We start from the raw sequence: 20,681 nt of genomic DNA, 5'->3' as shown, positions 1-20,681 counted from the left end.
ACCATCAATTGCTACAGGATGGCCGAAGGATATCCAACATCTGAAAAGGTATTAATTTCTGTCGATCTACATCTATCTACAATTTTTTAATTCATCATTTAAAAGCTTATTAGCAAATGAAGCAATTATTTTTGTTTTGTGGGCACCAACCGGTGTCTGGCAGGCTAAAAAATGCAATGGTATTGACAGGTTCGATGCTTGTATTTTTCCTGATTTTTATGCCTGTAAACAGTTATTCCCAAACAGGGAAGAAAACCATTACGGGTAAGGTTACCGATACGCTAGGGGTAGGGCTGCCCGGCGTAACTGTGGCAGTAGTAAACAAGGTTAACGTAGGAACACAAACCGATAATAACGGGAAATTTGTACTTGATGTTGCGCCCGGCGAAATCCTCCGCTTTTCTTATGTAGGCTACCGCGAACAAAGGGCAACGGTTGGAGCAGGTAATATCATCAACATTAAATTAACCGAAGAAAATATGCTTTCGGAAGAGGTGGTGATTACGGCTTTGGGCCAAAAGCAACGTAAAGAGGCTTTGGTAGGTTCGGTTACCACGGTGAAAGTGGGTAACCTTAAAATTCCTTCCAGTAATTTAACCAATGCACTTTCTGGTCAGATAGCGGGTGTAATCGGTTATCAACGCAGCGGACAGCCCGGGCAGGATAACTCGCAGTTTTTTATCCGCGGGGTAACTACTTTCGGTTACAAGCAGGATCCGTTGATTTTGATCGATAACGTAGAGTTAACGAGTTCGGATCTTGCACGCCTTCAGGTAGATGATATCGAGAGTTTTTCGATACTGAAAGATGCGAGTGCTACGGCATTATATGGTGCCAGGGGCGCAAATGGGGTAATTTTAGTGGCTACCAAATCTGGTAAAGAGGGTAAAGCCAAAATCAGTTTCCGGCTGGAGAACTCTTCTTCACAATCTACCCAAAACTTAGAACTTGCCGATCCGATTACCTATATGAGGCTTTTTAATGAGGCTTCTATTGGTAGGGGAATGGATCCGATGTTTACGCCAAACCAGATCATCAACACGCAGGCAACGGTAAATAAAAGTCCGGGGTATAACGAATATGTTTACCCAGCGGTTGATTGGTTAGGCCTATTGTTTAAAAAGAGAACCAGTACGCAACGAGCCAACATGAGTGTGAGCGGTGGGGGTGGCGTGGCCAGGTATTACATTGCTGGTTCCTATAACCTTGATAATGGCGTACTTAATCAGGATGAAAAAAATAACAACGATAACAACGTAAAATTCCGCAATTACCAGTTGCGCTCTAATATCAATATCGATTTAGGCAAAACTACCGAACTGGTGGTGCGTTTATCGGGTAATTTTAGCGAATATAATGGTCCGTTGGCTACCGACGGTGGTTTTTCTACCGATCTTTATAATATTGCGGTACACACCAGTCCGGTTATTTTTCCGGCTTATTTTCCTGCCGATGCGGCCAATCAAAATGCGCAGCACATTTTGTTTGGGAACACAGGTGGCACTGGGGTAAACAGTATTTTGTATAACAACCCTTATGCGGCATTGCTCCGCGGACATAAAAATTCTACTGAATCGCGTATGTCGGCACAATTAGAGTTGAATCAAAAACTGGATTTTTTTACAGAAGGACTTTCGTTTAAATCGATTTTCAGTACCAACAGGTATTCTTACTTCGATTCGTCAATGGCCTATTCTCCATTTTACTATAACGTAGGCTCTTACGACAAAGCAAGCAATACTTATGTGTTAAACTGGTTAAACTCCGCTACCGGAGATCCATCTCAGGTTCCGAACATTGCACAGGAATATTTAAGTTATTACCCTGGCGATCCGAACATCAGCACCTTTCTTTACGGGCAGGCTTCTGTAAATTACGATCATACTTTTGGTAAGAACCATACCGTAAGTGGTGCATTAATTGGTACCGCTCAGCAAAATCTTTATAACAATGCCAAAGATCCGAAAACCAATACCCGGACTTTACAATATTCGCTCCCTTACCGGAATTTAGGCTTGGCAGGACGGTTAACTTATTCGTACAAAAGCCGTTACTTTTTAGAAACCAACTTTGGTTATAATGGCTCGGAAAGGTTTTCGGAAAACCACCGATTTGGTTTCTTCCCAACCATTGGTGCCGGATGGATTGTTTCTAACGAAGAATTCTGGACAGGTGGAATCGCCAACGTGGTTAACCGTTTAAAGCTGAGGGGAAGTTTTGGTTTAGTGGGTAATGATGCCATCGGATCACAACGCTTTTTCTACCAGTCTGACGTAAACTTAAACGGTGGTGGTAACTATGCCCAGTTTGGTTATAATGGTGGGGTTACACGTCCTGGCGTTTACATCAACAGTTACGAAAATACTGATATTACCTGGGAAACTTCGCGCCAAACCAATCTGGCTTTAGAAGCTACGCTTTTCAAAAACATGAACATTATTGCGGAGGTGTACAATAATGACCGTTACAATATTTACATGATTCGTAAAAACGTACCCAGCACGTTAGGGTTAGAGGCAATTGATCCAAACACCGGTGCACCAGATATTGGTGCGAATATTGGTAAAGCGAGATCAAGAGGTATCGATTTATCACTCGATTATAAGTTTAACGTAAATGCATTTTCTTTTGCGGTTCGTTCTAACTTAACCTTTGCCAAAAATAAATACATCAATTACGAAGAGCCACAATGGGCCGAAGCTTACCGTTATGCCACGGGGCAGCCGATCAGTAGAAACTATGGTTACATTGCTGAACGTTTGTTTGTGGATGATAAAGAGGTACAGAACTCTCCAACACAGATTTTCTCAACAGGTGGTAAACCGCCAAGGGCAGGAGATATTAAATATCGCGATTTAAATAACGATGGTAAAATTGACGATGCCGATAAAGCTTACATTGGTTTTCCTCAGTCGCCAGAAGTGGTATATGGTTTCGGTTTCAGTTCTTCGTACAAAGGTTTTGATCTTTCGGCTTTCTTTACCGGACAGGATAGGATGACTTTCTTTATCGATCCAACCAAGGTGAGTCCTTTTGTACCGAGCAATCAGCAGTATATTTATGGTAATACTCAATTGCTAAAAGATTTTGCCGATAACCACTGGTCGCCGGAAAATCAGAATTTGTATGCGCTATATCCAAGGCTTGCCGTAAATGCTACAGATCTTGAAAACAATGCACAAACCAGTACGTGGTGGATGAGAAACGGCCGTTTATTGAGGCTTAAATCAGTTGAATTTGGCTATACGCTTCCGCAGCGCATTTCGAGTAAAATCAAGCTAAATTCTTGCCGCATTTATTTAAATGGTTTAAACCTGATTACCTGGAGTCCATTTAAAATGTGGGATCCTGAGCAGGGTGGAAACGGTTTTGCCTATCCAATCCAAAAGGTATTCAATGTTGGTCTTAACGTAACCTTATAATGAAAACGATAAAAACATATTTTACATACGGCTGCATCATGGTGGTGTTATGCACTTTTATATCCTGCAAAAAGTACCTTGATATCACACCCGATAATTTGGGCACACTTGATTATGCTTTCAGGAACAGAAATGAAGCCGAAAACTATTTATACTCGTGTTATGCTTATCTGCAGCGCATGAACGATGCGGCTTCGAACCCTGGTTTTACCACTTCATCGGAGCTGATTTATTCGAACACACTTGATAATTACCTGAATTTTAATCGTACAGGTTTCAATCTGTTAAGGGGAACACAAACAGCAGCAAACCCTGGTTTAAATGCGTGGGATGGCAGCGAAGGCAGCTATAGCTTGTGGCGTTCGATCAGGATCTGTAATATCATGCTCGAAAATATTGATAAACCGATTGATTTAGGCGCAACTGAAAAACAGCGCTGGATTGCCGAAACAAAATTTTTAAAAGCTTATTATCACTATGTGCTTTTTAAAATGTACGGACCAATTCCGTTAATTAAAACCAATCTGGCCATTAATAGCAGTACCGATGAAGTGCGTGTAAAGAGGGCACCAGTTGATGAAACGGTTGATTATATTATTTCTCTATTAGACGAAGCCATCCCTAATTTACCTCCTGTAATCAGCAGTCAGGCTACCGAATTAGGCAGGATAACAAGTGTAATTGCCTTATCGGTTAAAGCTGATGTTTTGGCCACATCGGCCAGCCCGCTTTTTAATGGCAATCCTGATTATGTCAGTTTTAAAGATAAAGATGGGATAAGTCTTTTTCCGGCAGCTTTTGACGCACAAAAATGGAAAAAAGCAGCTGATGCAGCAAAAGCCGCCATTACAGCTGCAGAAAGTCAGGGTATAAAATTATACACCTTTAGTGCACCAACAACGGTAGGTAAGCTATCCGATTCGTTAAAAAGAGAATTGGATGTGCAGAATGCAGTAACCGAGAAATGGGAGCTGAATTCGGAGATCATCTGGGCTTCCAATCCGGAGTTTAGTTACCAGGGTTTTGCCACACCAAGGCTTACGCCAAAATCGGCAGTGAACAATTTTTCTAATCCTTCTACTTTTTCTGCACCGATAAGCACACAGGAGCTTTTTTATACCGTAAATGGTGTGCCGATCAGTGAGGATAAAACCTGGGATTATGCAGGCAGGAATGCCATTAAAGTGGGGGATAATGCCAGCCGCTATTATATTCAGCAAGGTTACGAAACCATAAAGGGGCATTTTGCACGCGAAACCCGCTTTTATGCCGATATTGCTTTTGATGGGAGTATCTGGTTCGGGAACGGAAGAAATAACCAGGACGATCCGGCCAATCCATTATACTATGTTTCCGCAAGGGGAACCGGTCTTGCCGCGCCGAGTGATAACATCCGATTGAACATTACAGGTTATTGGCCAAAGAAACTGGTGAGTTATGCTTCTGTTTACGATGATGGTTTTCAGCAATCGGCTTTTCGTTTACCATTGATCAGGCTTGCAGGTTTATACCTATTGTATGCTGAAGCATTAAATGAGGTAAGCGGACCCAGCGCAGAAGTGTTTACTTATATCGATAAAGTTAGGCAAAGGGCGGGTTTACAGGGTGTACAGGTATCATGGACAAACTTTTCAAAAAATCCGAATAAATTTAATTCCAAAGATGGTTTAAGGCAGATCATCCACCAGGAAAGAAGGATCGAACTGTGTTTTGAAGGCCAGAGCGGTTGGGATTTAAGAAGGTGGAAAGAACTTCAGGCGGTTTTAACCGCACCGATACAAGGTTGGAGCATCAATAATGCTGAGGCCATTAATTATTACCGTCCAACTACCCAATTTATCCCGGTTTTTGGTTTAAAAGATTATTTATGGCCAATCAGGAGTTACGATCTGGTGGTAAATCCAAACTTAGTTCAAAACCCTTATTGGTAGTTTTAAATATTAAAGATATGAAACGTATTAAAAATAGTATTTACCTCGCCCTTATCGTTTCCCTTGTAGCCAGTATTGCGGCCTGTAAAAAGATGGAAACTTATAACGATCCTGCTTCTTCAGATATGACCAAGCCTGGGGTGGTTACCAATGTTAAAGTAGATAATTTTAATGGGGGTGCTTATATTACCTATTCTCTGCCAAACTCAAAAAACCTCTTGTATGTATTGGCACAGTATAAAATAAACGGCGTAACCACACGCGAAACTAAATCGAGCTATTATTCGGATTCGATTATGGTGGATGGTTTTGCCAAAAAGCAAGGTTATGATGTTACTTTATATGCCGTAAGCAGGGCAGAGGTTAAGTCTGATCCTGTGGTGGTAAAAGTTAATCCCGATACCCCGCCTTATTTGCTGGCCAAACCGACTATTAATGCTGAAGCTGATTTTGGCGGAATCAAAATTACAGGAACAAACCCTGCTAAAAATAATCTGGGGATTATTCTTCTGGGTTTTAGCAATAATAATGTTTCGGATGTCATCGATCAGCATTATGGTAAAACGGAAATAATCAACTATTCGGTAAGGGGCTATGCGCCGGTAGCAAAGAAAATAGGCTATTATGTAACCGATAATTTTGGAAACATTTCCGATACTACTTATACAACTGTTACGCCTTTCTTTGAAACCTTATTGGATAGAAATAAATTTTTCCAGTACAGGCTTCCTACAGATGGCGTGATTGCGTATGGTTGGGATCTTCCTTATTTATGGGATGGCAAAACAGACGGTAACTCAAACGGATGGCATACGGCTCCCGGGCGGTGCAATGCCTGCAATTGCTACATTTGGTTTAGGGGTGAGTGCGAAGTTAAGCCGCTTTATTTTATGGGAAAGACCAGATGGAAGCGACAAGTTTGCCTTTGGACATGGAAACCCGAAAGTATTTTCGGTATGGGGTTCTGATGTGGATGCTCCTCGCGATGCTCAGCTTCCAATCTTGGCACCAGAAGGTACCATTATCGGCGACTGGATCAATATGGGGAACTACAATTACCCAAATCCTCCATCTGGTTTAGCGCCTGTTGCACACACTACTGCTGATAACGATTTTGTAAAGGCAGGGGTAAGTTTCAACTTTCCTTTAACCAACCCGAAAGTACGTTATGTGCGCCTATCAGTAAGCACAACATGGTCTAACGGTACCTTTGCACATGCGATGGAAATGGCCTTTTACGGCGATCCACGGTAGTTAATGATAATATAAAAAGATAAATTTTCAGATATGAAAAGTATATATAAAATTAGCGGTCTGCTGTTATTGCTGGTAACAGTAATTATCAGTTGCACCAAAGATGATCTTGCCTTTAAGGATTATTTAAAAGATGGCGAGATTGTTTATCCGGGCCGTGTAGCTAATATTGTAACCAAACCAGGTAATTTAAGAACTGCACTGTGGTGGAACCCTAGTCCGGATCCGAGTGTGAGTAAATATGTAGTGTACTGGAACAACAGTGCCGATTCGGTGGTGGTTACCTCCACAACCCATAATCCTCTGGATACCATCAAAGTAACCATTCCGAATTTGAAGGAATATACTTATACCTTTACAGTTTATTCTTATGATGCACAGGGGCATAAATCGATTCCGATAGAAGCCAGAAACGTAAGGGTTTTTGGGCCGTTATATCAATCGGGCTTATTAAACAGGCCTTACAACGCCACAAACCCTTATTTGGTGAACAGCAATGGTTCGGTACAATTAAATTTTAAAACACCAGATACCATCAATGTAAATACGGTTGTGAGGTATACCAATACAGCGGGCACAAGTGTAGACAAAATTCTTTTGCCTGCTGATACGGCCATCATACTTCCTGATTATAAAGCCGGAACCAGTATCCTCTATAAATCATCTTATATTCCGGGCAAGGGTTCTTTGGATATATTCACGGTATCTGATTTTTCTACCTTTCCGCAGATTTTTACCTATGTACTTTGCGATAGATCACTTTTTAACGAAGTGCGATTACCAGGCGATGCGCAGACTTACGAATCGGGTACCAGCATCAGTAAATTATGGGATGGAAGCGTTGGTCCGCAGGGCTACCCGAATATTTTTCATAGCGCAGGTAACAGCGGAATGCCACATGTAATTACCTTCGATTTAGGTAAAATATACACCAATTTATCCCGCATCGAAGAAACCGGAAGAGATTGTTGTAATAATCCTGATCGCTTTGAAGTTTGGGGAATAGCCGATCTAAGCAATGCAAACACCAACTTATCGGCTAGCGATAATGGTTGGCCGGCTGAAGCCACCAGCAAAGGGTGGACGCTTTTGAAAGACGTGACCAGAACGGATGATGGCAAAAATGCAATAACGGCTGAACTTGATAACGGAGGTAAACCGATTCGTTATATTCGCATCAGGATCAAACATGTAACTACCGGCGATGGCAATTATAGCAATATGAGCGAAATGAGATTCTGGAATAAGCAGTAAATGTTATTTGATTCGATTAATGTGGTTTGATAAGCCACCGGCGATCGTCATTTCGAGCAGAGTGCAGCGAAGTCGAGAGATCTACCTAGATAGATCTAAATTGACCGGATCCATTCTTTTAACCACAGATGAAAAGGATGCACACAGATATAAAATCCGTGTTTATCTGTGTCCATCTGTGGTTAATGCCTTTTTTAATTATGAGTACAACAACACACAAATGAAAAATGTATAAAAAGCAACTGATCATTATTTTACTCCTCTCGTTTTTTATAGGTGAATATACCTTTGCCCAGCAAAAACCATTGTTGCTCTGGTACGATAAACCTGCCAGAATCTGGGAAGAAACCCTTCCCTTGGGCAATGGTAAACTCGGCATGACACCAGATGGTGGCATTACCAAAGAAAATATTGTGCTGAACGATATTACCTTATGGAGCGGCGGGAAACAGGACGCCAACAATTACGAAGCCTATAAAAGTTTGCCGAAAATCAGGCAACTGATATTGGAAGGTAAAAATGACGAAGCACAGGAACTCGTAAACCGCGATTTTGTTTGCAAAGGGCAGGGATCTGGAGGGGCAACCTGGGGCAAGTACCAAACACTGGGCAATTTGCAACTTGATTATGAGTATCCAGGCGTTAAAGATGTAAAACCAGCGGTTTACAAAAGAACGCTATCGCTGGATAAGGCGGTGGCCACAACCGAATTTACGCTCAGTGGTGTAAAATACAAAAGGGAATATTTCTGCAGTTTTGATGATGACGTAAATATCATCCGAATTACTGCCGATCAGCCTAAAAAACTGAACTGCAACATATCCATCAGCAGGTCAGAAAAAGCAACATTAGCCAGTCAGGGCAATGAACTTTTGATGTTTGGTCAGCTGGATAATGGAACCGATGGAAAGGGCATGAAGTACATAAGCCGCGTAAGTACCAAACTGAAAGATGGTTCGGTTAGGAGCGAAGACAATGTCCTTAAAATAAAAGATGCTACCGAAATTATTATTTATGTAGCCGCAGAAACCGATTTTAAACATGCAGATTTCGAAGCAAGGGTGAAAAATGTGTTGCAGGAAGCAAAAAGAAAACTTATGCGGCAGAACTGGCTAAACACCGTTTAAACTTTGGCAAATTGTTTAACCGTTTAAAAATTAATTTAGGAGAAGGTGAAGCTGCTAAACAGCCAACCGACGTAAGATTGGATCATTTTTATAAAGATTACAAAAATGATGTCTCACTAAGTGCCCTGTTCTTTCAGTTTGGCCGCTATTTAAGCATCAGTAGTACCAGGGTAGGGCTTTTACCTCCAAATCTTCAGGGTTTATGGGCAAATCAGATCAATACTCCCTGGAACGGCGATTACCATTTGGATGTTAATGTGCAGATGAACCACTTTGCCATAGAGCCTGCCAATTTATCGGAATTAAATCTTCCACTAGCCGAACTGGTGAGGAATTTAACCGAACATGGTGCAAAAACCGCAAAGGCTTATTACAATGCAGATGGCTGGATAGCCCACGTCATTACCAATGTTTGGGGCTTTACCGAACCGGGTGAAAGTGCCTCCTGGGGTGCCTCAAATGCAGGTTCGGGCTGGTTATGCAGCAACCTTTGGGATCATTTCGCTTATAGCCGGGATCTAAAATACCTCAAAAGCATTTATCCCATTTTAAAAGGATCGGCTGCATTTTACCAGAGTGCTTTGATCAAAGATCCAAAAACAGGCTGGTTAGTTACCTCGCCATCCGTATCGCCAGAGAATTCTTTTTACATGCCCAACGGAAAAACCGCAAGCATTTCGATGGGACCAACCATCGATAACCAGATTGTGAGAGAACTTTTTAATAACGTAATTACTGCAGCAAAACTGCTTAAAGTTGATGTCTCGTTTAGTGCTTCGCTACAGGAAAAACTAAAATCGATTCCACCAGTGGGGGTAATCAGCAAAGACGGGCGCATACAGGAGTGGCTGGAAGATTACAAGGAAACTGATCCACAGCACCGCCACATTTCTCATCTATACGGCGTTTATCCTGCTGGTTTAATTACTCCAAATTCAACTCCTGCCTTGGCCGAAGCCGCAAAAAAAACACTCGAAGTGAGGGGAGATGATGGACCAAGTTGGTCGATTGCTTATAAACAGTTATTTTGGGCTAGGTTACAGGATGGGAACCGGGCATTTAAATTGTTCAGGGAGATTTTAAAACCCACATTGCGTACCGATATCAATTATGGAGCAGGTGGTGGTGTTTATCCGAATATGTTATCAGCCGGACCACCGTTCCAGATTGATGGCAACTTTGGTGCTGCTGCGGGCATTGCTGAAATGCTGATTCAGAGCCACGATGGTTTTATCGAACTCTTACCTGCCATTCCAGATGCATGGAAAGCTTTTGGCGAAATACAGGGCTTAAAAGCGAGGGGCAATTTTGCGGTTGATATGAACTGGAAGGATGGTAAAATTACCGCCTACAAAATTGCTTCGGCAATGCCGCAGAAGGTAAAAGTTAAAATAAACGGAAAGGTAAGCACCATAACTTCGGTTAAATTTTAGAACAATACATGATTTTTAAATTTTTATTCAAACACCGGGCACTTTTAATATTAAGTATACTGTTCTTTTCCGGCAGATCTGCTTCTGCAATCATAATCGGTTATGGTAAAACCGGAAAAATAGACTATAATCTTGAAACCGGCACTTTTAATGTGTCGGACGGGCCGAAGCAACTGTTGCTAAATGGTTTCTCACAAGCCGAGTACCAGAAAACATTGTTCAGCTCCAAAGATTATAAAGATATTACCTATAGTAAAAAGGCTATTAAAGATGGTTTTGGCAATGGATTTAAACACATTTTACTGTTAAAACAAGTTGGTTTGCCAACCATGCAACAGGTATTTTATACCTATATCCATAAAGATTATTTTATGATCAGCATTATCCTGAAAGGTGCTAATTTATCCATTAATCATATTGTTCCCATAAACGGAAACCTGATCGATCAACAACCTTCGGATACCCCAACGAGTTTATTTGTACCATTTGATAACGATACTTTCATTTCTTACAATACAGTACCCTTAATAGCTAATGTAAGCAATCCAAGTGCTGAAGTTACCGCTTTATACCATGATCAATCACGAAAAGGTTTTGTAATCGGTTCTATCGACCACACCAACTGGAAAACAGGTGTAATTACTGCAATGAATAGCGATAAAAAGATCAGTATACAGGCCATCTGTGGTTATACCGAAGAAAGTATAACCCGCGATAAAATTATACATGGTTATTTAACCGGCAATTCGGTGAGTTCTGCAAAAGTATTTTTCGGAGCTTTTGATGATTGGCGTTTGGGTATGGAAACTTATGCCAAACTGAACAGGATTTCAGAACCTCCCATGGTTTTTAAATGGAATAATGCCACACCGGTAGGCTGGAACAGCTGGGGTGCCATGCAGGAGAAAATCACACTCGAAAAAGCCAATCAGGTAAGCGATTTTTTTGCTGATAGTTTAAAAAGTTTCCGGAGTGGTGACGTCGCATTTATCGATCTCGATTCGTACTGGGATAACCTTTTAAAAGGAGGCTTAACCGGCGATTACTCCAAACTGAAAGCTTTTGCCGATCACGCCAAATCGAAGGGATTAAAACCGGGCATCTACTGGGCACCTTTTGTTGATTGGGGGTTTGCAGGCGGAGGTAACCGCAAAGCCGAAGGAACAGATTATACATTTGGAGAAATGTGGACAAAAGTTGACTCAGGCTATCATGATATTGATGGTGCAAGGGCACTAGATCCCACACACCCGGGTACGCAACAACGCATTGCAACCGTAATCAATAAGTTTAAAGAGTGTGGATTCGAAATGATTAAAATTGATTTTTTAGGTCATGCGGCGATAGAATCCGATCATTTTTACGATCCCAAAATCACCACGGGAATGCAAGCCTATAAAACCGGAATGGAGTTTCTATTAAAACAACTTGATGGTAAAATGCTGGTTTATGCGGCAATTTCACCAAGTATGGCTTCTGGCCGATATGTGCATGTCCGCCGGATTGCCTGTGATGCCTTTAAATCAATAAAAGATACCGAATATACCTTAAACAGTGTGAGCAACGGCTGGTGGCAAACTTACCTTTACGATTATATCGATGCCGACCATGTGGTATTCTCCGATCAGTCAGACGGAGAAAATAAGGCCAGACTTTTATCAGCCATTGTTACGGGCACCTGCATCACCGGCGATGATTTTTCACGTCAGGGAAAATGGACAGGCACAGCCCGGCATTTATTGAGCAATGCCGAAATCTTAAAGATTTTAGAGGATGGAAAAGCATTTGTTCCGGTAGAAGGAAACAGGGGCAAATCTGCCTCACAACTGTTTGTAAAAGAACTTAATGGAGTGAAATATCTGGCTGTATTTAATTATAGCGATGAAACCAAGGACTTCAATATCGACTTCTCCAGGATCGGTTTAAAATTAGATCAGGTGTATGGCACTGAAAATTTAATTAGTAGAAAAAAGAAGCCTTAAAAAACAACCAAATCATCAGGCTTGCAGCAAAAGACGCAGCGATCTTTAAAATTACGCTCAAACCATAAATTAATCAAACCGCTATCTATAAAACATTATCAATTACTATTGAAAGTACAATGAACAGATCACATCAAACAACAGGATACTTCAGGCATGGCGCATTGGCAATGGCAATTTCTCTTTTTGCCATGTCGAATAGCAATGCACAAACCATTATACCCATCGAAACTGCACATAATGCACTCGTTTTACAGACCGACTCAAAAAAGATGTAAACACTATATTTTTTGGAAAAAACTAGCCGATAAACAGGAATATGCTCAGGTTAATAGTCAGTACAAACAAACAGAAGATTATACCGGTCAATTAAATTCGGCTTATACGCCATCCGGAACGAGAAACCTGGTAGAACCTGCTATTAGTGTTACCCATGCCGATGGTAATAATTCCCTCGATCTGAAATATGTCGATCATACTGTTGCCGCAATCGATGACAATGTAAGTCTGTTAAAGATCAGGCTAAAAGATCCGGTGTACAATTTCGAAGTCACGCTGTTTTATAAATGTTTTTATAAACAGGATGTAATAGAGCAGTGGACGGAAATTAAACACAGCGAAAAAAGTAATGTGGTATTGCATAAATATGCTTCGGCCAACCTGCATTTAAAATCGCCACATTTTTGGCTGAACCAGTACCATGGCGATTGGGCAAAGGAAATGCAGCCCGAGCAAAGTGAAATTACCCACGGCATTAAAACTTTGGATAGCAAATTAGGTACCAGGGCCAACCTTTTTCAACCATCTGTTTTTATGATCTCAATGGATAAACCTGCAGAAGAGAACGAGGGCAATGTTTTATATGGTGCTTTGGAGTGGAGCGGTAATTTCAAGGTCGATCTGGAGCTTGATTATCAGGACAACCTGCGCATCATTGCCGGCATGAATAATTATGCTTCGCCTTACAGCTTAAAACCGGGAGAAGTTTTTGCCACTCCTGCATTTTTATATACTTTTTCTGATCAGGGAAAGGGCGATGCCAGCAGAAAATTACAGAATTGGGCACGTAATTATAAAATATTAGATGGTAAGGGCAGTAGACTGACCCTTTTGAACAATTGGGAGGCTACTTATTTCGACTTTAATGAACAGAAACTGGCAGAATTATTAAAAGATACCAAGAAACTAGGCGTCGATTTCTTTTTGTTGGATGACGGCTGGTTCGGGAATAAATACCCACGTAACGACGACCATGCGGCTTTGGGGGACTGGCAGGAAAACAAAAAGAAATTGCCAAATGGCATTGCTTCGCTGGTAAAAGAAGCCGATAATGTTGGAACCAGGTTCGGGATATGGATCGAACCAGAAATGGTGAGTCCGAAGAGCGAATTATACGAAAAACATCCCGATTGGGTGGTTAAACAGCCAAACCGTCCGGAATATTATTTCAGGAACCAGCTGGAACTTGATCTTTCGAACCCAAAAGTGCAGGATTTTGTTTTCGGAGTGGTTGACGATCTGTTTACCAAAAATCCGAAACTGGCCTATATTAAATGGGATTGTAATGCGGTAATTTATAATGCTTATTCGGCACACCAGAAAAATCAGTCGCACTTTTATATTGATTATGTAAAGGGCTTGTACAGCGTGCTGCAGCGCATCCGTGCTAAATATCCAACTGTACCGATGATGTTATGCTCGGGCGGAGGTGGCAGGGTAGATTATGCTGCATTACAGTATTTTACGGAGTTTTGGCCAAGCGATAATACCGACCCATTGGAAAGGATTTTTATGCAATGGGAATACTCTTATTTTTATCCGGCCATCAGCAGTTCTAATCATGTTACCGACTGGGGCAAACAATCCATAAAGTTCCGTACCGATGTAGCCATGATGGGTAAACTGGGTTTCGATATTGTGGTAAGCAAACTGCCTGAAAAGGAACTTCAGTTCTGTCAGGATGCAATCAAGAATTATAATGATGTGAAAGGCATTATCTGGCAAGGTGAACAATATCGTTTGGCCGACCCACGTGCAGGCAGCGTTGCCTCCATATTGTATGTAAATGAGCAGAAAACCGAAGGTGTGATCTTTAACTATCTGGTCAATTACCGTTATGGCCAAGGCAGTAAATATCCGGTAAAACTGAATGGATTGGATGCAGCTAAGAAATATCAGATTAAAGAAATTAATTTATTTCCCGGGACTAAATCACCAATTGATGGCAGCAAAATTTATACAGGCGATTTTTTAATGAAGGTTGGTTTTAATCCTAATTTAAACACCGATAGGACGAGTGTGGTGTTGAAATTTGAGGAGGTGAAATAAATTAACCCGACTCGTCATCTTGACTGTAGCGCAACGAAATGGAGAGATCTAATAATGGTTTCTCCATTTTTTTTAACCCCAAAATTCGCAGAGATGGAACGCAAAGGGAGCAAAGTTGAGTGGTGAATAAATGCGATCGTCAATCTCGCGCAGGCGGTAATATTAAAGCAACCTGCAAGTCTTACTTAAGCATTACGATTATTATTCATGAGTTTCCTTTTTTCAGAGGCATTCATGAGCACTTCGTGGTTCCCAATCAAGTTGGGTTTGACGAAACGCGTAGGATACTCCGTGTTTACCGTGCATTCTTGGCTTCTTTTTAACCACAGAGTATTCCGCTACGCTACAGCTCAGCATGACGATCGCGTGAGGTAAAGCCGTCATTGAATTAGTTCATTATCTGCTGTAGGAATAATTTGCTTCTTTAAGTCGGTCTACACTTAATATTGAATTAAAACTGCACTCTAACTTTAACAATTTCATAATGCTAGCTAATTATCTTAATAATAACATCCGTTCATATTTGTTTAAAAAAGCGAACCAAATAATAAGAAGATTTAAGCATAAATAATATGAGACTGATTTCTTGCGTGGCGCTATTAATGGTTATTCCAGCAATTGGACTTCTAACCAAAGCGAATAAATTTACAGACAAAAAAATGCCTGACATACCAGTACATGAGCAGGTTGTAAATGATTCAGCTTCATTTAGTTTATTTAATCAGGTTGGAACAAGTGCTAAGTTTAGTGGTGCCCCCGTTGTATTTGCAACCGATTATCGCTTAAGTTTTTTTAAGCCAGTATATCTCCACTCAACCCAATTATTTACAATTAGCAAAATAAAGTAATTCAGTTGCTCTAAGAGAATAAATAGAAAGTGGTTCCTGAAAGTCCTTTCGTTCACGAATAATTAGTTAAATTTTTCACTGGTTACTGGTACCGGTCAGCCATCCCTTTTAGAGGAGCTAGTATTTTAATGGCGATTTCACCTTCGATGTTGTCCTGTTGAGCTTATCGAAATACCTTAAAGAGTGTCTAAACAGTCCTTTACCCCAATACAAGTCCCCCAGGATGACATATCTATTTATAATACAAGCTCTTCGTTGAATTTATATATATTATAATTCCATTTTGATTCTTATTTAAGTTTCTAAAACGTTACAGATTAAGCACTACGAACTCACAACTACTTGCTATCCCACCATGTCAATGGAAACTTTATCTCATCAACAGAACTTGCAATCATATCTGGTTTAAAAGCATAATGTCCTAAGGTATCCTTACTTGATATGCCCGAAAGCACCAAAATGGTTTTATAACCCATCTGTACACCACCCTGTATATCAGTTTCCATGGTATCGCCAATAACAGTGGTTTCACTGGTTTCCAATCCCAGGAATTTACGTGCCGAACGCATCATCACCGGACTTGGTTTACCTGTAACAAAGGCTTTTCTACCGGTTGCTTCTTCAATCATGGCAGTAGTTGCAGCTATACCTAAATTATTCCATCCTGGTTTTTTGGGTGATGGATCTCTATTGGTTGTGATAAATTTAGCTCCCGCAAGAATCATATCAACAGCACGCTGAACCATTTCGAGCGTGAAATTCCTGCCTTCTCCCAATACCACAAATTCCGGATCGGTATTTACTAAAGTAATGCCATGATCGTGTAAACTGCTTAATAAACCACCTTCGCCCAATACATAAGCGGTACCATTCGGACTTTGATCAGACAGAAATTTTCCGGTAGCCATAGCGCTGGTATACACATGGCTTTCTTCTACCTTTATACCAAGTCCTTTTAGTTTTCGCACCACCTCTAAAGCAGTTCGTTGACTATTGTTGGTCATAAATGCGAAAGGAATATCCTCATCAATTAAATTTTTAATGAATTTATCAGCGCCAAATATCAATTCTTCCCCGCTATAAATCACCCCATCCATATCTATTAATAATCCTTGTTTCATATATTTTGTAGATTTAATCTGTTTATGTGCAAACTTAATATTTTCCTGTTCAACCAATGTTAAAATAAAGTCTTTTGAAAAGTAGTTTTTTGCCAAATTAATCCCTTTGTGCAATGTTATTAATTTAAGGATAAATCTCAAGAAGTCTTCGACTATGCTCAGACTGACGACAGCGATAATTAACTTAAGCCATTGCACATTATGTTTAAATGGTGTTTTTTCCGGTTCATTTATTTGATAAAAAATAATGCCTGAGCTGTAACATATCCTCGATTTGTGCCGTTTTCATCGAAAATCAAATCATGAAAAATGCCTTTAAAGTAACTTTCGCCTTTTTAATTGCATTAAGCATCTTGAATGCTTGTAAAAAGAAAACAGGTAACCCAATGGATTTTACCATTGACGCGCAAAATCTAACTCCCTGTACTGAAGGAAACTGCCTGTTTGAATATGTTAATTATGCAGCAACGACCGATCAGCAGATGGCACTTACAATTGGCCAACAGCGGATTTTTCTGACTACGAAGAGTAATAACTTCAGCACCACGAGGGTATCTATTCAGGCACCTATGCAGGGTGATAAATTTTTATTAACGGATGATGATATTCTCGCCGGAAAGGTAAAATATCTGTTTTCTTGCGCTTCATGTGATTATTTCAACTTAATTCCAATTGCAGGTAAGGTTAAAGGAATTAAAGTAACGAGCATTAATAGTTCAGCAGAAAAATGGCTGTTGGATGCTCATATTGTTCTAGCTGCCGAAAAATCTAAAAAACCTGTAGATACCATTCACATTAAACAATATTTTAATTTAGCTGTGAAATAAGATGAGGCGCTTGTGTAATGTGATAATTAAATGTACATAGGCGCCATTTTTCGCCAATAGTGGGGGCGGTGTGCGTTACTTTCCCAGGTATGAAACTGATTGGGTACACCTTTTTTCCATAATAAGTTACTTAAATGCTGGTTTCCACTTAAAAATGGATCTGTTTCACCTACGGCCAGAATAATTTCCATATTTCTTACTTCCGAAAGTAATTTATCATCATGAAGGTTGGCGAGGTATTGCGCCGGCATGTTAAAATATACTTTTTCATTATGGAATCCGTTCAGCAGGTCCCTGAAATCGCCTATATTATCCGTAAGATCATATCTTCCGCTAATGCCTACAGCCTTTTTAAATAACCAGGGATATTTCATGGCGAGGTTGATGGCATGGTAAGCACCCATGCTACAGCCAGCAGTTTCTACATAATTAGCATTATTCTTCTGGTAAATAAGCGGCATTACTTCTTCCAAAAGGTATTTTTCGTACTGCAAATGGCGCTCGATCCTAACGGAAGGAAATACATCATCGTTATAAAAACTTTCGCCATCAATACTATCCACACAGTAAAGCTGGAGTTCGCCATTTTCGATCTGGTGGCAAAGAGACGCGATGATTCCCCAGTTTTCATAATCGTAAAATCTCGCCATACGGGTGGGGAAAAAGATAACAGCTCTTCCGCTATGCCCGAAAATCAGCAACTCCATATCCCGTTGCAAATTATGACTAAACCACCTGTGGTATTCCCTGTTCATTTGTTTAAAAACTTTATGGAAAAATAGGGCTCCGATGTTACCAGGATATTAATTAACAGTAATGATTAGCCTAATTTTTCCTTAACCGATTCTGTCCACAGACGGTAGCCTTCTTCGCTTAAATGTAAACCATCGTAATCGTAAAGTGAAGGATTTGGATGCCCCGATTTATCTAGCATTTTCTTAAATACATCAATAAATTTCCAGTTACCATGCAGTTTAATAATTTCGCTCTCGATAAGGTTATTGGTGTACCTAAACTGATCGGCAATATGCCAGCGATGGATACTTGGTTTTAATGAAATAAAATAGCAGGGCAGGTTTCCAAACCTTATGTTAACTTTTACCATCAGTTGCTGGAAAAATATAAAGATTTCTTCAGGATTTCTACCATCACCCAAATCATTATCGCCAGCATAAACCACCAATGCTTTTGGCTTGTAATCTATCATAATCCTTTCAAAAACCATACACAGGCTGCTAAGGTAGATCCTCCAAAACCCAAATTGGTTACTCTGGTGAAATCGAAATCATCATCGAGGCTGTTCCATAAACGTATAGATGAACTTCCATAGAAAATAATCCCAGGATGTTCACGGTCTAAGCGATGCTTTCTTTCTAATTGCTTAACCTCTTCTTCGTACCAATACATATTGCTAAAGATAAAAAGATCTGACTTTTAAAGGAATGGGGGATGTGTTAAGTTTGTGTAAAGAGGGTAGATTGGTTAATCGGCTAACTGGCTCCAAGCACCGAATGACAAACGCTCAACTAAATACACTTCTCAATCGCCATAGACATAATACATTAGTCTGATCATCCTCGACCGGAGCAACTCGAAGTGGAGAGATCTATCTAGACAGATTTTGCTTCGCAGAGCCTTCGGGTTCTCGGCCGCGTTGCACTTCGCTAGAAATGACGGTAACTTGAAAGAATTTTTACGCGTTAATTAATTGCTAGCATTTATATTAACCTTTCTACATTCATTACAGCTCAGAATGACCCTTTATTCAATAATTAACAAATACTGATCATGTAATCGACTTCGGACTAAAAACTCCAGACTAGTCAATCAACTTACTGATCGAAACCAAATGGGAAAACAATACAATAGGTACAATAAGGCCAGGAAGCAAAGTAAATGGAAAGTATAATAATGCAATATTCGGCTGTGAAAAAGCTATTTGTTGTGTCGGAAATGGTGCAGATAATAAGGCTGTGCTCACGATGTTTACTAATAATAACAGGCAAATGATGTTCCATGCTAATAATACCTTTTTATTAAACACATTTTTAACATAACCAAAATAATAAACTAAGGGGGCGGTAATACCACATAAAATATCAAAATTTCTGCCTTCAAAAGTCATTACCTCTGGCACTGCTTTATGAAGGAATAACCAGTAAAGTGTCAATTCAACAGGTATTCTGATAATATGCAATGTCGTTAGTTTTCCAATATCAAGTCTCGCAATAAAGTTCTTTCCATTTTTGGTTAGAAAAGTAATAACAATAAGTATGATAGGGAGTAAAATAAGTAGTATAAATCGGGGAGGCATTAGATTTGTTACCTGATAAAAACCTGAAATGCTCAATATCGATTGAATAATCAACCATAAAGAGAATATGCTGATTAAGCCCTTTGAAAAACCAGCAGCCCTAAAAAATAATATTAAAGTAAGTAGGGCTGTTAATACGAATAAAAGGTAAAGTGATAGAGGTAAATGTTCCATGAGTGAATTGTTTACACAAAAGAACTGCTTTTAACTCGCGTAACTCTTAGCATTTGGCAAGAAATACCCATTAACGCCTTTTGGCAAAGTCTTTTCTGATCCTGCTTAGTGAAGTATCTGTTATACCCAAAAAAGAAGCAATGTTTTTTAAAGGCGCATGCTGAAAAATAACAGGATTTGATTTTAGCAATTCAATGTAGCGCTGTTCAGCCGTTTCGGTAATCATCGACAGCATTCTGCTTTTAAGTTCAGAAAAGCCTTGCACAAGTATCGATCTTCCGAAATCCCTAAACTCAGGTATAGTATGGAAAAGTTCGTTCAGTTGACTAAAAGTAATAAACCAACCCTCACATTCGCTTAATGCATGGATATTTTCTTTTGATTTACCTCGCTTAAAAAAGGACGAAACCTCGAACACCATTTGTCCAGGTGTGTAAAAATTTGTGGTTACTTCGTTACTCTCTGTATCACGTACAAATGCCCGCATATAACCTTTTTCCAGAAAAAAATACTCGTTGCATACTTTTTCTGCCAATAGTTGAAATTCACCTTTAGCTAATTTTTTATAAGTGAAGTGTTCAGCAATTTGCTGGTAGATAACTGGCGAAACGCTATAGCCCTGATTAAAAAAATCGATTAGTCTTCCTTTTGTCATTCCCGATTGCA

The 20,681-nt window shown here is 40.1% G+C and carries 18 protein-coding genes; 12 read left to right on the top strand and 6 right to left on the bottom strand.

Going from position 1 to position 20,681, the window contains the following annotated elements:
* Positions 1-116 precede the first annotated feature (116 nt).
* From ACQ86H_RS13985 to ACQ86H_RS13935, 11 genes are all read left to right on the top strand, one after another.
* Positions 117-3,422 (top strand): SusC/RagA family TonB-linked outer membrane protein, encoded by a 3,306-nt coding sequence (locus tag ACQ86H_RS13985; RefSeq protein ID WP_431295228.1) that lies wholly within the window; start codon positions 117-119, stop codon positions 3,420-3,422.
* Positions 3,422-5,353 (top strand): RagB/SusD family nutrient uptake outer membrane protein, encoded by a 1,932-nt coding sequence (locus tag ACQ86H_RS13980; protein ID WP_431295227.1) that lies wholly within the window; start codon positions 3,422-3,424, stop codon positions 5,351-5,353. The genes ACQ86H_RS13985 and ACQ86H_RS13980 overlap by 1 nt, the downstream gene beginning before the upstream one ends.
* 17 nt (positions 5,354-5,370) lie before the next feature.
* The gene (locus ACQ86H_RS13975; RefSeq protein ID WP_431295226.1) at positions 5,371-6,321 is read left to right on the top strand and encodes a DUF4959 domain-containing protein; all 951 of its coding nucleotides are present in this window, start codon (positions 5,371-5,373) and stop codon (positions 6,319-6,321) included.
* Positions 6,215-6,607, top strand: a complete 393-nt coding sequence (locus ACQ86H_RS13970) for a DUF5000 domain-containing lipoprotein (RefSeq protein ID WP_431295225.1) — start codon at positions 6,215-6,217, stop codon at positions 6,605-6,607. The genes ACQ86H_RS13975 and ACQ86H_RS13970 overlap by 107 nt, the downstream gene beginning before the upstream one ends.
* 33 nt (positions 6,608-6,640) lie before the next feature.
* Positions 6,641-7,861, top strand: coding sequence for a DUF4998 domain-containing protein (locus tag ACQ86H_RS13965; protein ID WP_138821222.1), 1,221 nt, complete (start codon positions 6,641-6,643; stop codon positions 7,859-7,861).
* 227 nt (positions 7,862-8,088) lie between these two features.
* Positions 8,089-8,988 (top strand): glycoside hydrolase family 95 protein, encoded by a 900-nt coding sequence (locus ACQ86H_RS13960; RefSeq protein WP_431295224.1) that lies wholly within the window; start codon positions 8,089-8,091, stop codon positions 8,986-8,988.
* Positions 8,989-8,999: 11 nt separating this feature from the next.
* Positions 9,000-10,421 (top strand): glycosyl hydrolase family 95 catalytic domain-containing protein, encoded by a 1,422-nt coding sequence (locus tag ACQ86H_RS13955; protein ID WP_431295223.1) that lies wholly within the window; start codon positions 9,000-9,002, stop codon positions 10,419-10,421.
* Between the two features lie 8 nt (positions 10,422-10,429).
* Positions 10,430-12,403 carry an alpha-galactosidase gene (locus tag ACQ86H_RS13950; protein WP_431295222.1) on the top strand — a complete coding sequence of 658 codons (1,974 nt, stop codon included), beginning with the start codon at positions 10,430-10,432 and terminating at the stop codon, positions 12,401-12,403.
* A 119-nt stretch (positions 12,404-12,522) separates the two neighbouring features.
* Positions 12,523-12,681 (top strand): hypothetical protein, encoded by a 159-nt coding sequence (locus tag ACQ86H_RS13945; protein ID WP_431295221.1) that lies wholly within the window; start codon positions 12,523-12,525, stop codon positions 12,679-12,681.
* A complete protein-coding gene (locus ACQ86H_RS13940) occupies positions 12,644-14,731 on the top strand; it encodes an alpha-galactosidase (protein WP_431295220.1) in 2,088 nt (695 codons plus the stop codon). Before ACQ86H_RS13945 ends, ACQ86H_RS13940 begins: the two co-directional genes overlap by 38 nt.
* 572 nt (positions 14,732-15,303) lie before the next feature.
* Complete coding sequence (locus ACQ86H_RS13935; RefSeq protein ID WP_431295219.1) at positions 15,304-15,579, top strand: hypothetical protein; 276 nt, start codon at positions 15,304-15,306, stop codon at positions 15,577-15,579.
* Between the two features lie 338 nt (positions 15,580-15,917).
* Here the strand turns inward: ACQ86H_RS13935 and ACQ86H_RS13930 are convergent, their stop codons facing one another.
* Complete coding sequence (locus ACQ86H_RS13930; protein ID WP_431295218.1) at positions 15,918-16,814, bottom strand: HAD-IIA family hydrolase; 897 nt, start codon at positions 16,812-16,814, stop codon at positions 15,918-15,920.
* A 188-nt stretch (positions 16,815-17,002) separates the two neighbouring features.
* Between ACQ86H_RS13930 and ACQ86H_RS13925 the strand changes: the two genes are divergently transcribed.
* Entirely contained in the window at positions 17,003-17,527 is a 525-nt protein-coding gene (locus tag ACQ86H_RS13925) for a hypothetical protein (RefSeq protein WP_431295217.1), read from the top strand.
* Positions 17,528-17,553: 26 nt separating this feature from the next.
* Here the strand turns inward: ACQ86H_RS13925 and ACQ86H_RS13920 are convergent, their stop codons facing one another.
* The 5 genes from ACQ86H_RS13920 to ACQ86H_RS13900 all read right to left on the bottom strand — a co-directional run bounded on the left by ACQ86H_RS13920 (position 17,554) and on the right by ACQ86H_RS13900 (position 20,670).
* Positions 17,554-18,282, bottom strand: a complete 729-nt coding sequence (locus ACQ86H_RS13920) for an esterase family protein (RefSeq protein WP_431295216.1) — start codon at positions 18,280-18,282, stop codon at positions 17,554-17,556.
* A 65-nt stretch (positions 18,283-18,347) separates the two neighbouring features.
* Positions 18,348-18,734 carry a GDSL-type esterase/lipase family protein gene (locus tag ACQ86H_RS13915; protein ID WP_431295215.1) on the bottom strand — a complete coding sequence of 129 codons (387 nt, stop codon included), beginning with the start codon at positions 18,732-18,734 and terminating at the stop codon, positions 18,348-18,350.
* Positions 18,731-18,934: a hypothetical protein gene (locus tag ACQ86H_RS13910; protein ID WP_431295214.1), complete on the bottom strand. Its 204-nt coding sequence runs from the start codon at positions 18,932-18,934 to the stop codon at positions 18,731-18,733. The genes ACQ86H_RS13915 and ACQ86H_RS13910 overlap by 4 nt, the downstream gene beginning before the upstream one ends.
* Before the next feature lie 412 nt (positions 18,935-19,346).
* The gene (locus ACQ86H_RS13905) at positions 19,347-20,015 is read right to left on the bottom strand and encodes a hypothetical protein (protein WP_431295213.1); all 669 of its coding nucleotides are present in this window, start codon (positions 20,013-20,015) and stop codon (positions 19,347-19,349) included.
* Between the two features lie 70 nt (positions 20,016-20,085).
* Positions 20,086-20,670, bottom strand: a complete 585-nt coding sequence (locus tag ACQ86H_RS13900) for a Crp/Fnr family transcriptional regulator (protein ID WP_431295212.1) — start codon at positions 20,668-20,670, stop codon at positions 20,086-20,088.
* Positions 20,671-20,681 lie beyond the last annotated feature (11 nt).

This window comes from Pedobacter sp. P26 (genome assembly GCF_050632135.1).
GTDB lineage: Bacteria > Bacteroidota > Bacteroidia > Sphingobacteriales > Sphingobacteriaceae > Pedobacter.
Note: the sequence above shows the minus strand (reverse complement) of the source record. Positions and strands in the feature narration are given on the sequence as shown.

Bases quoted from the DNA above. Each gene is read 5' to 3' on its own strand.
- ACQ86H_RS13985 (WP_431295228.1), top strand. From the start codon at position 117: ATGAAGCAATTATTTTTGTTTTGTGGGCACCAACCGGTGTCTGGCAGG.
- ACQ86H_RS13980 (WP_431295227.1), top strand. From the start codon at position 3,422: ATGAAAACGATAAAAACATATTTTACATACGGCTGCATCATGGTGGTG.
- ACQ86H_RS13975 (WP_431295226.1), top strand. From the start codon at position 5,371: ATGAAACGTATTAAAAATAGTATTTACCTCGCCCTTATCGTTTCCCTT.
- ACQ86H_RS13965 (WP_138821222.1), top strand. From the start codon at position 6,641: ATGAAAAGTATATATAAAATTAGCGGTCTGCTGTTATTGCTGGTAACA.
- ACQ86H_RS13960 (WP_431295224.1), top strand. From the start codon at position 8,089: ATGTATAAAAAGCAACTGATCATTATTTTACTCCTCTCGTTTTTTATA.
- ACQ86H_RS13950 (WP_431295222.1), top strand. From the start codon at position 10,430: ATGATTTTTAAATTTTTATTCAAACACCGGGCACTTTTAATATTAAGT.
- ACQ86H_RS13945 (WP_431295221.1), top strand. From the start codon at position 12,523: ATGAACAGATCACATCAAACAACAGGATACTTCAGGCATGGCGCATTG.
- ACQ86H_RS13940 (WP_431295220.1), top strand. From the start codon at position 12,644: ATGCACTCGTTTTACAGACCGACTCAAAAAAGATGTAAACACTATATT.
- ACQ86H_RS13935 (WP_431295219.1), top strand. From the start codon at position 15,304: ATGAGACTGATTTCTTGCGTGGCGCTATTAATGGTTATTCCAGCAATT.
- ACQ86H_RS13925 (WP_431295217.1), top strand. From the start codon at position 17,003: ATGAAAAATGCCTTTAAAGTAACTTTCGCCTTTTTAATTGCATTAAGC.
- ACQ86H_RS13920 (WP_431295216.1), bottom strand. From the start codon at position 18,282: ATGAACAGGGAATACCACAGGTGGTTTAGTCATAATTTGCAACGGGAT.
- ACQ86H_RS13915 (WP_431295215.1), bottom strand. From the start codon at position 18,734: ATGATAGATTACAAGCCAAAAGCATTGGTGGTTTATGCTGGCGATAAT.
- ACQ86H_RS13910 (WP_431295214.1), bottom strand. From the start codon at position 18,934: ATGTATTGGTACGAAGAAGAGGTTAAGCAATTAGAAAGAAAGCATCGC.
- ACQ86H_RS13905 (WP_431295213.1), bottom strand. From the start codon at position 20,015: ATGGAACATTTACCTCTATCACTTTACCTTTTATTCGTATTAACAGCC.
- ACQ86H_RS13900 (WP_431295212.1), bottom strand. From the start codon at position 20,670: ATGACAAAAGGAAGACTAATCGATTTTTTTAATCAGGGCTATAGCGTT.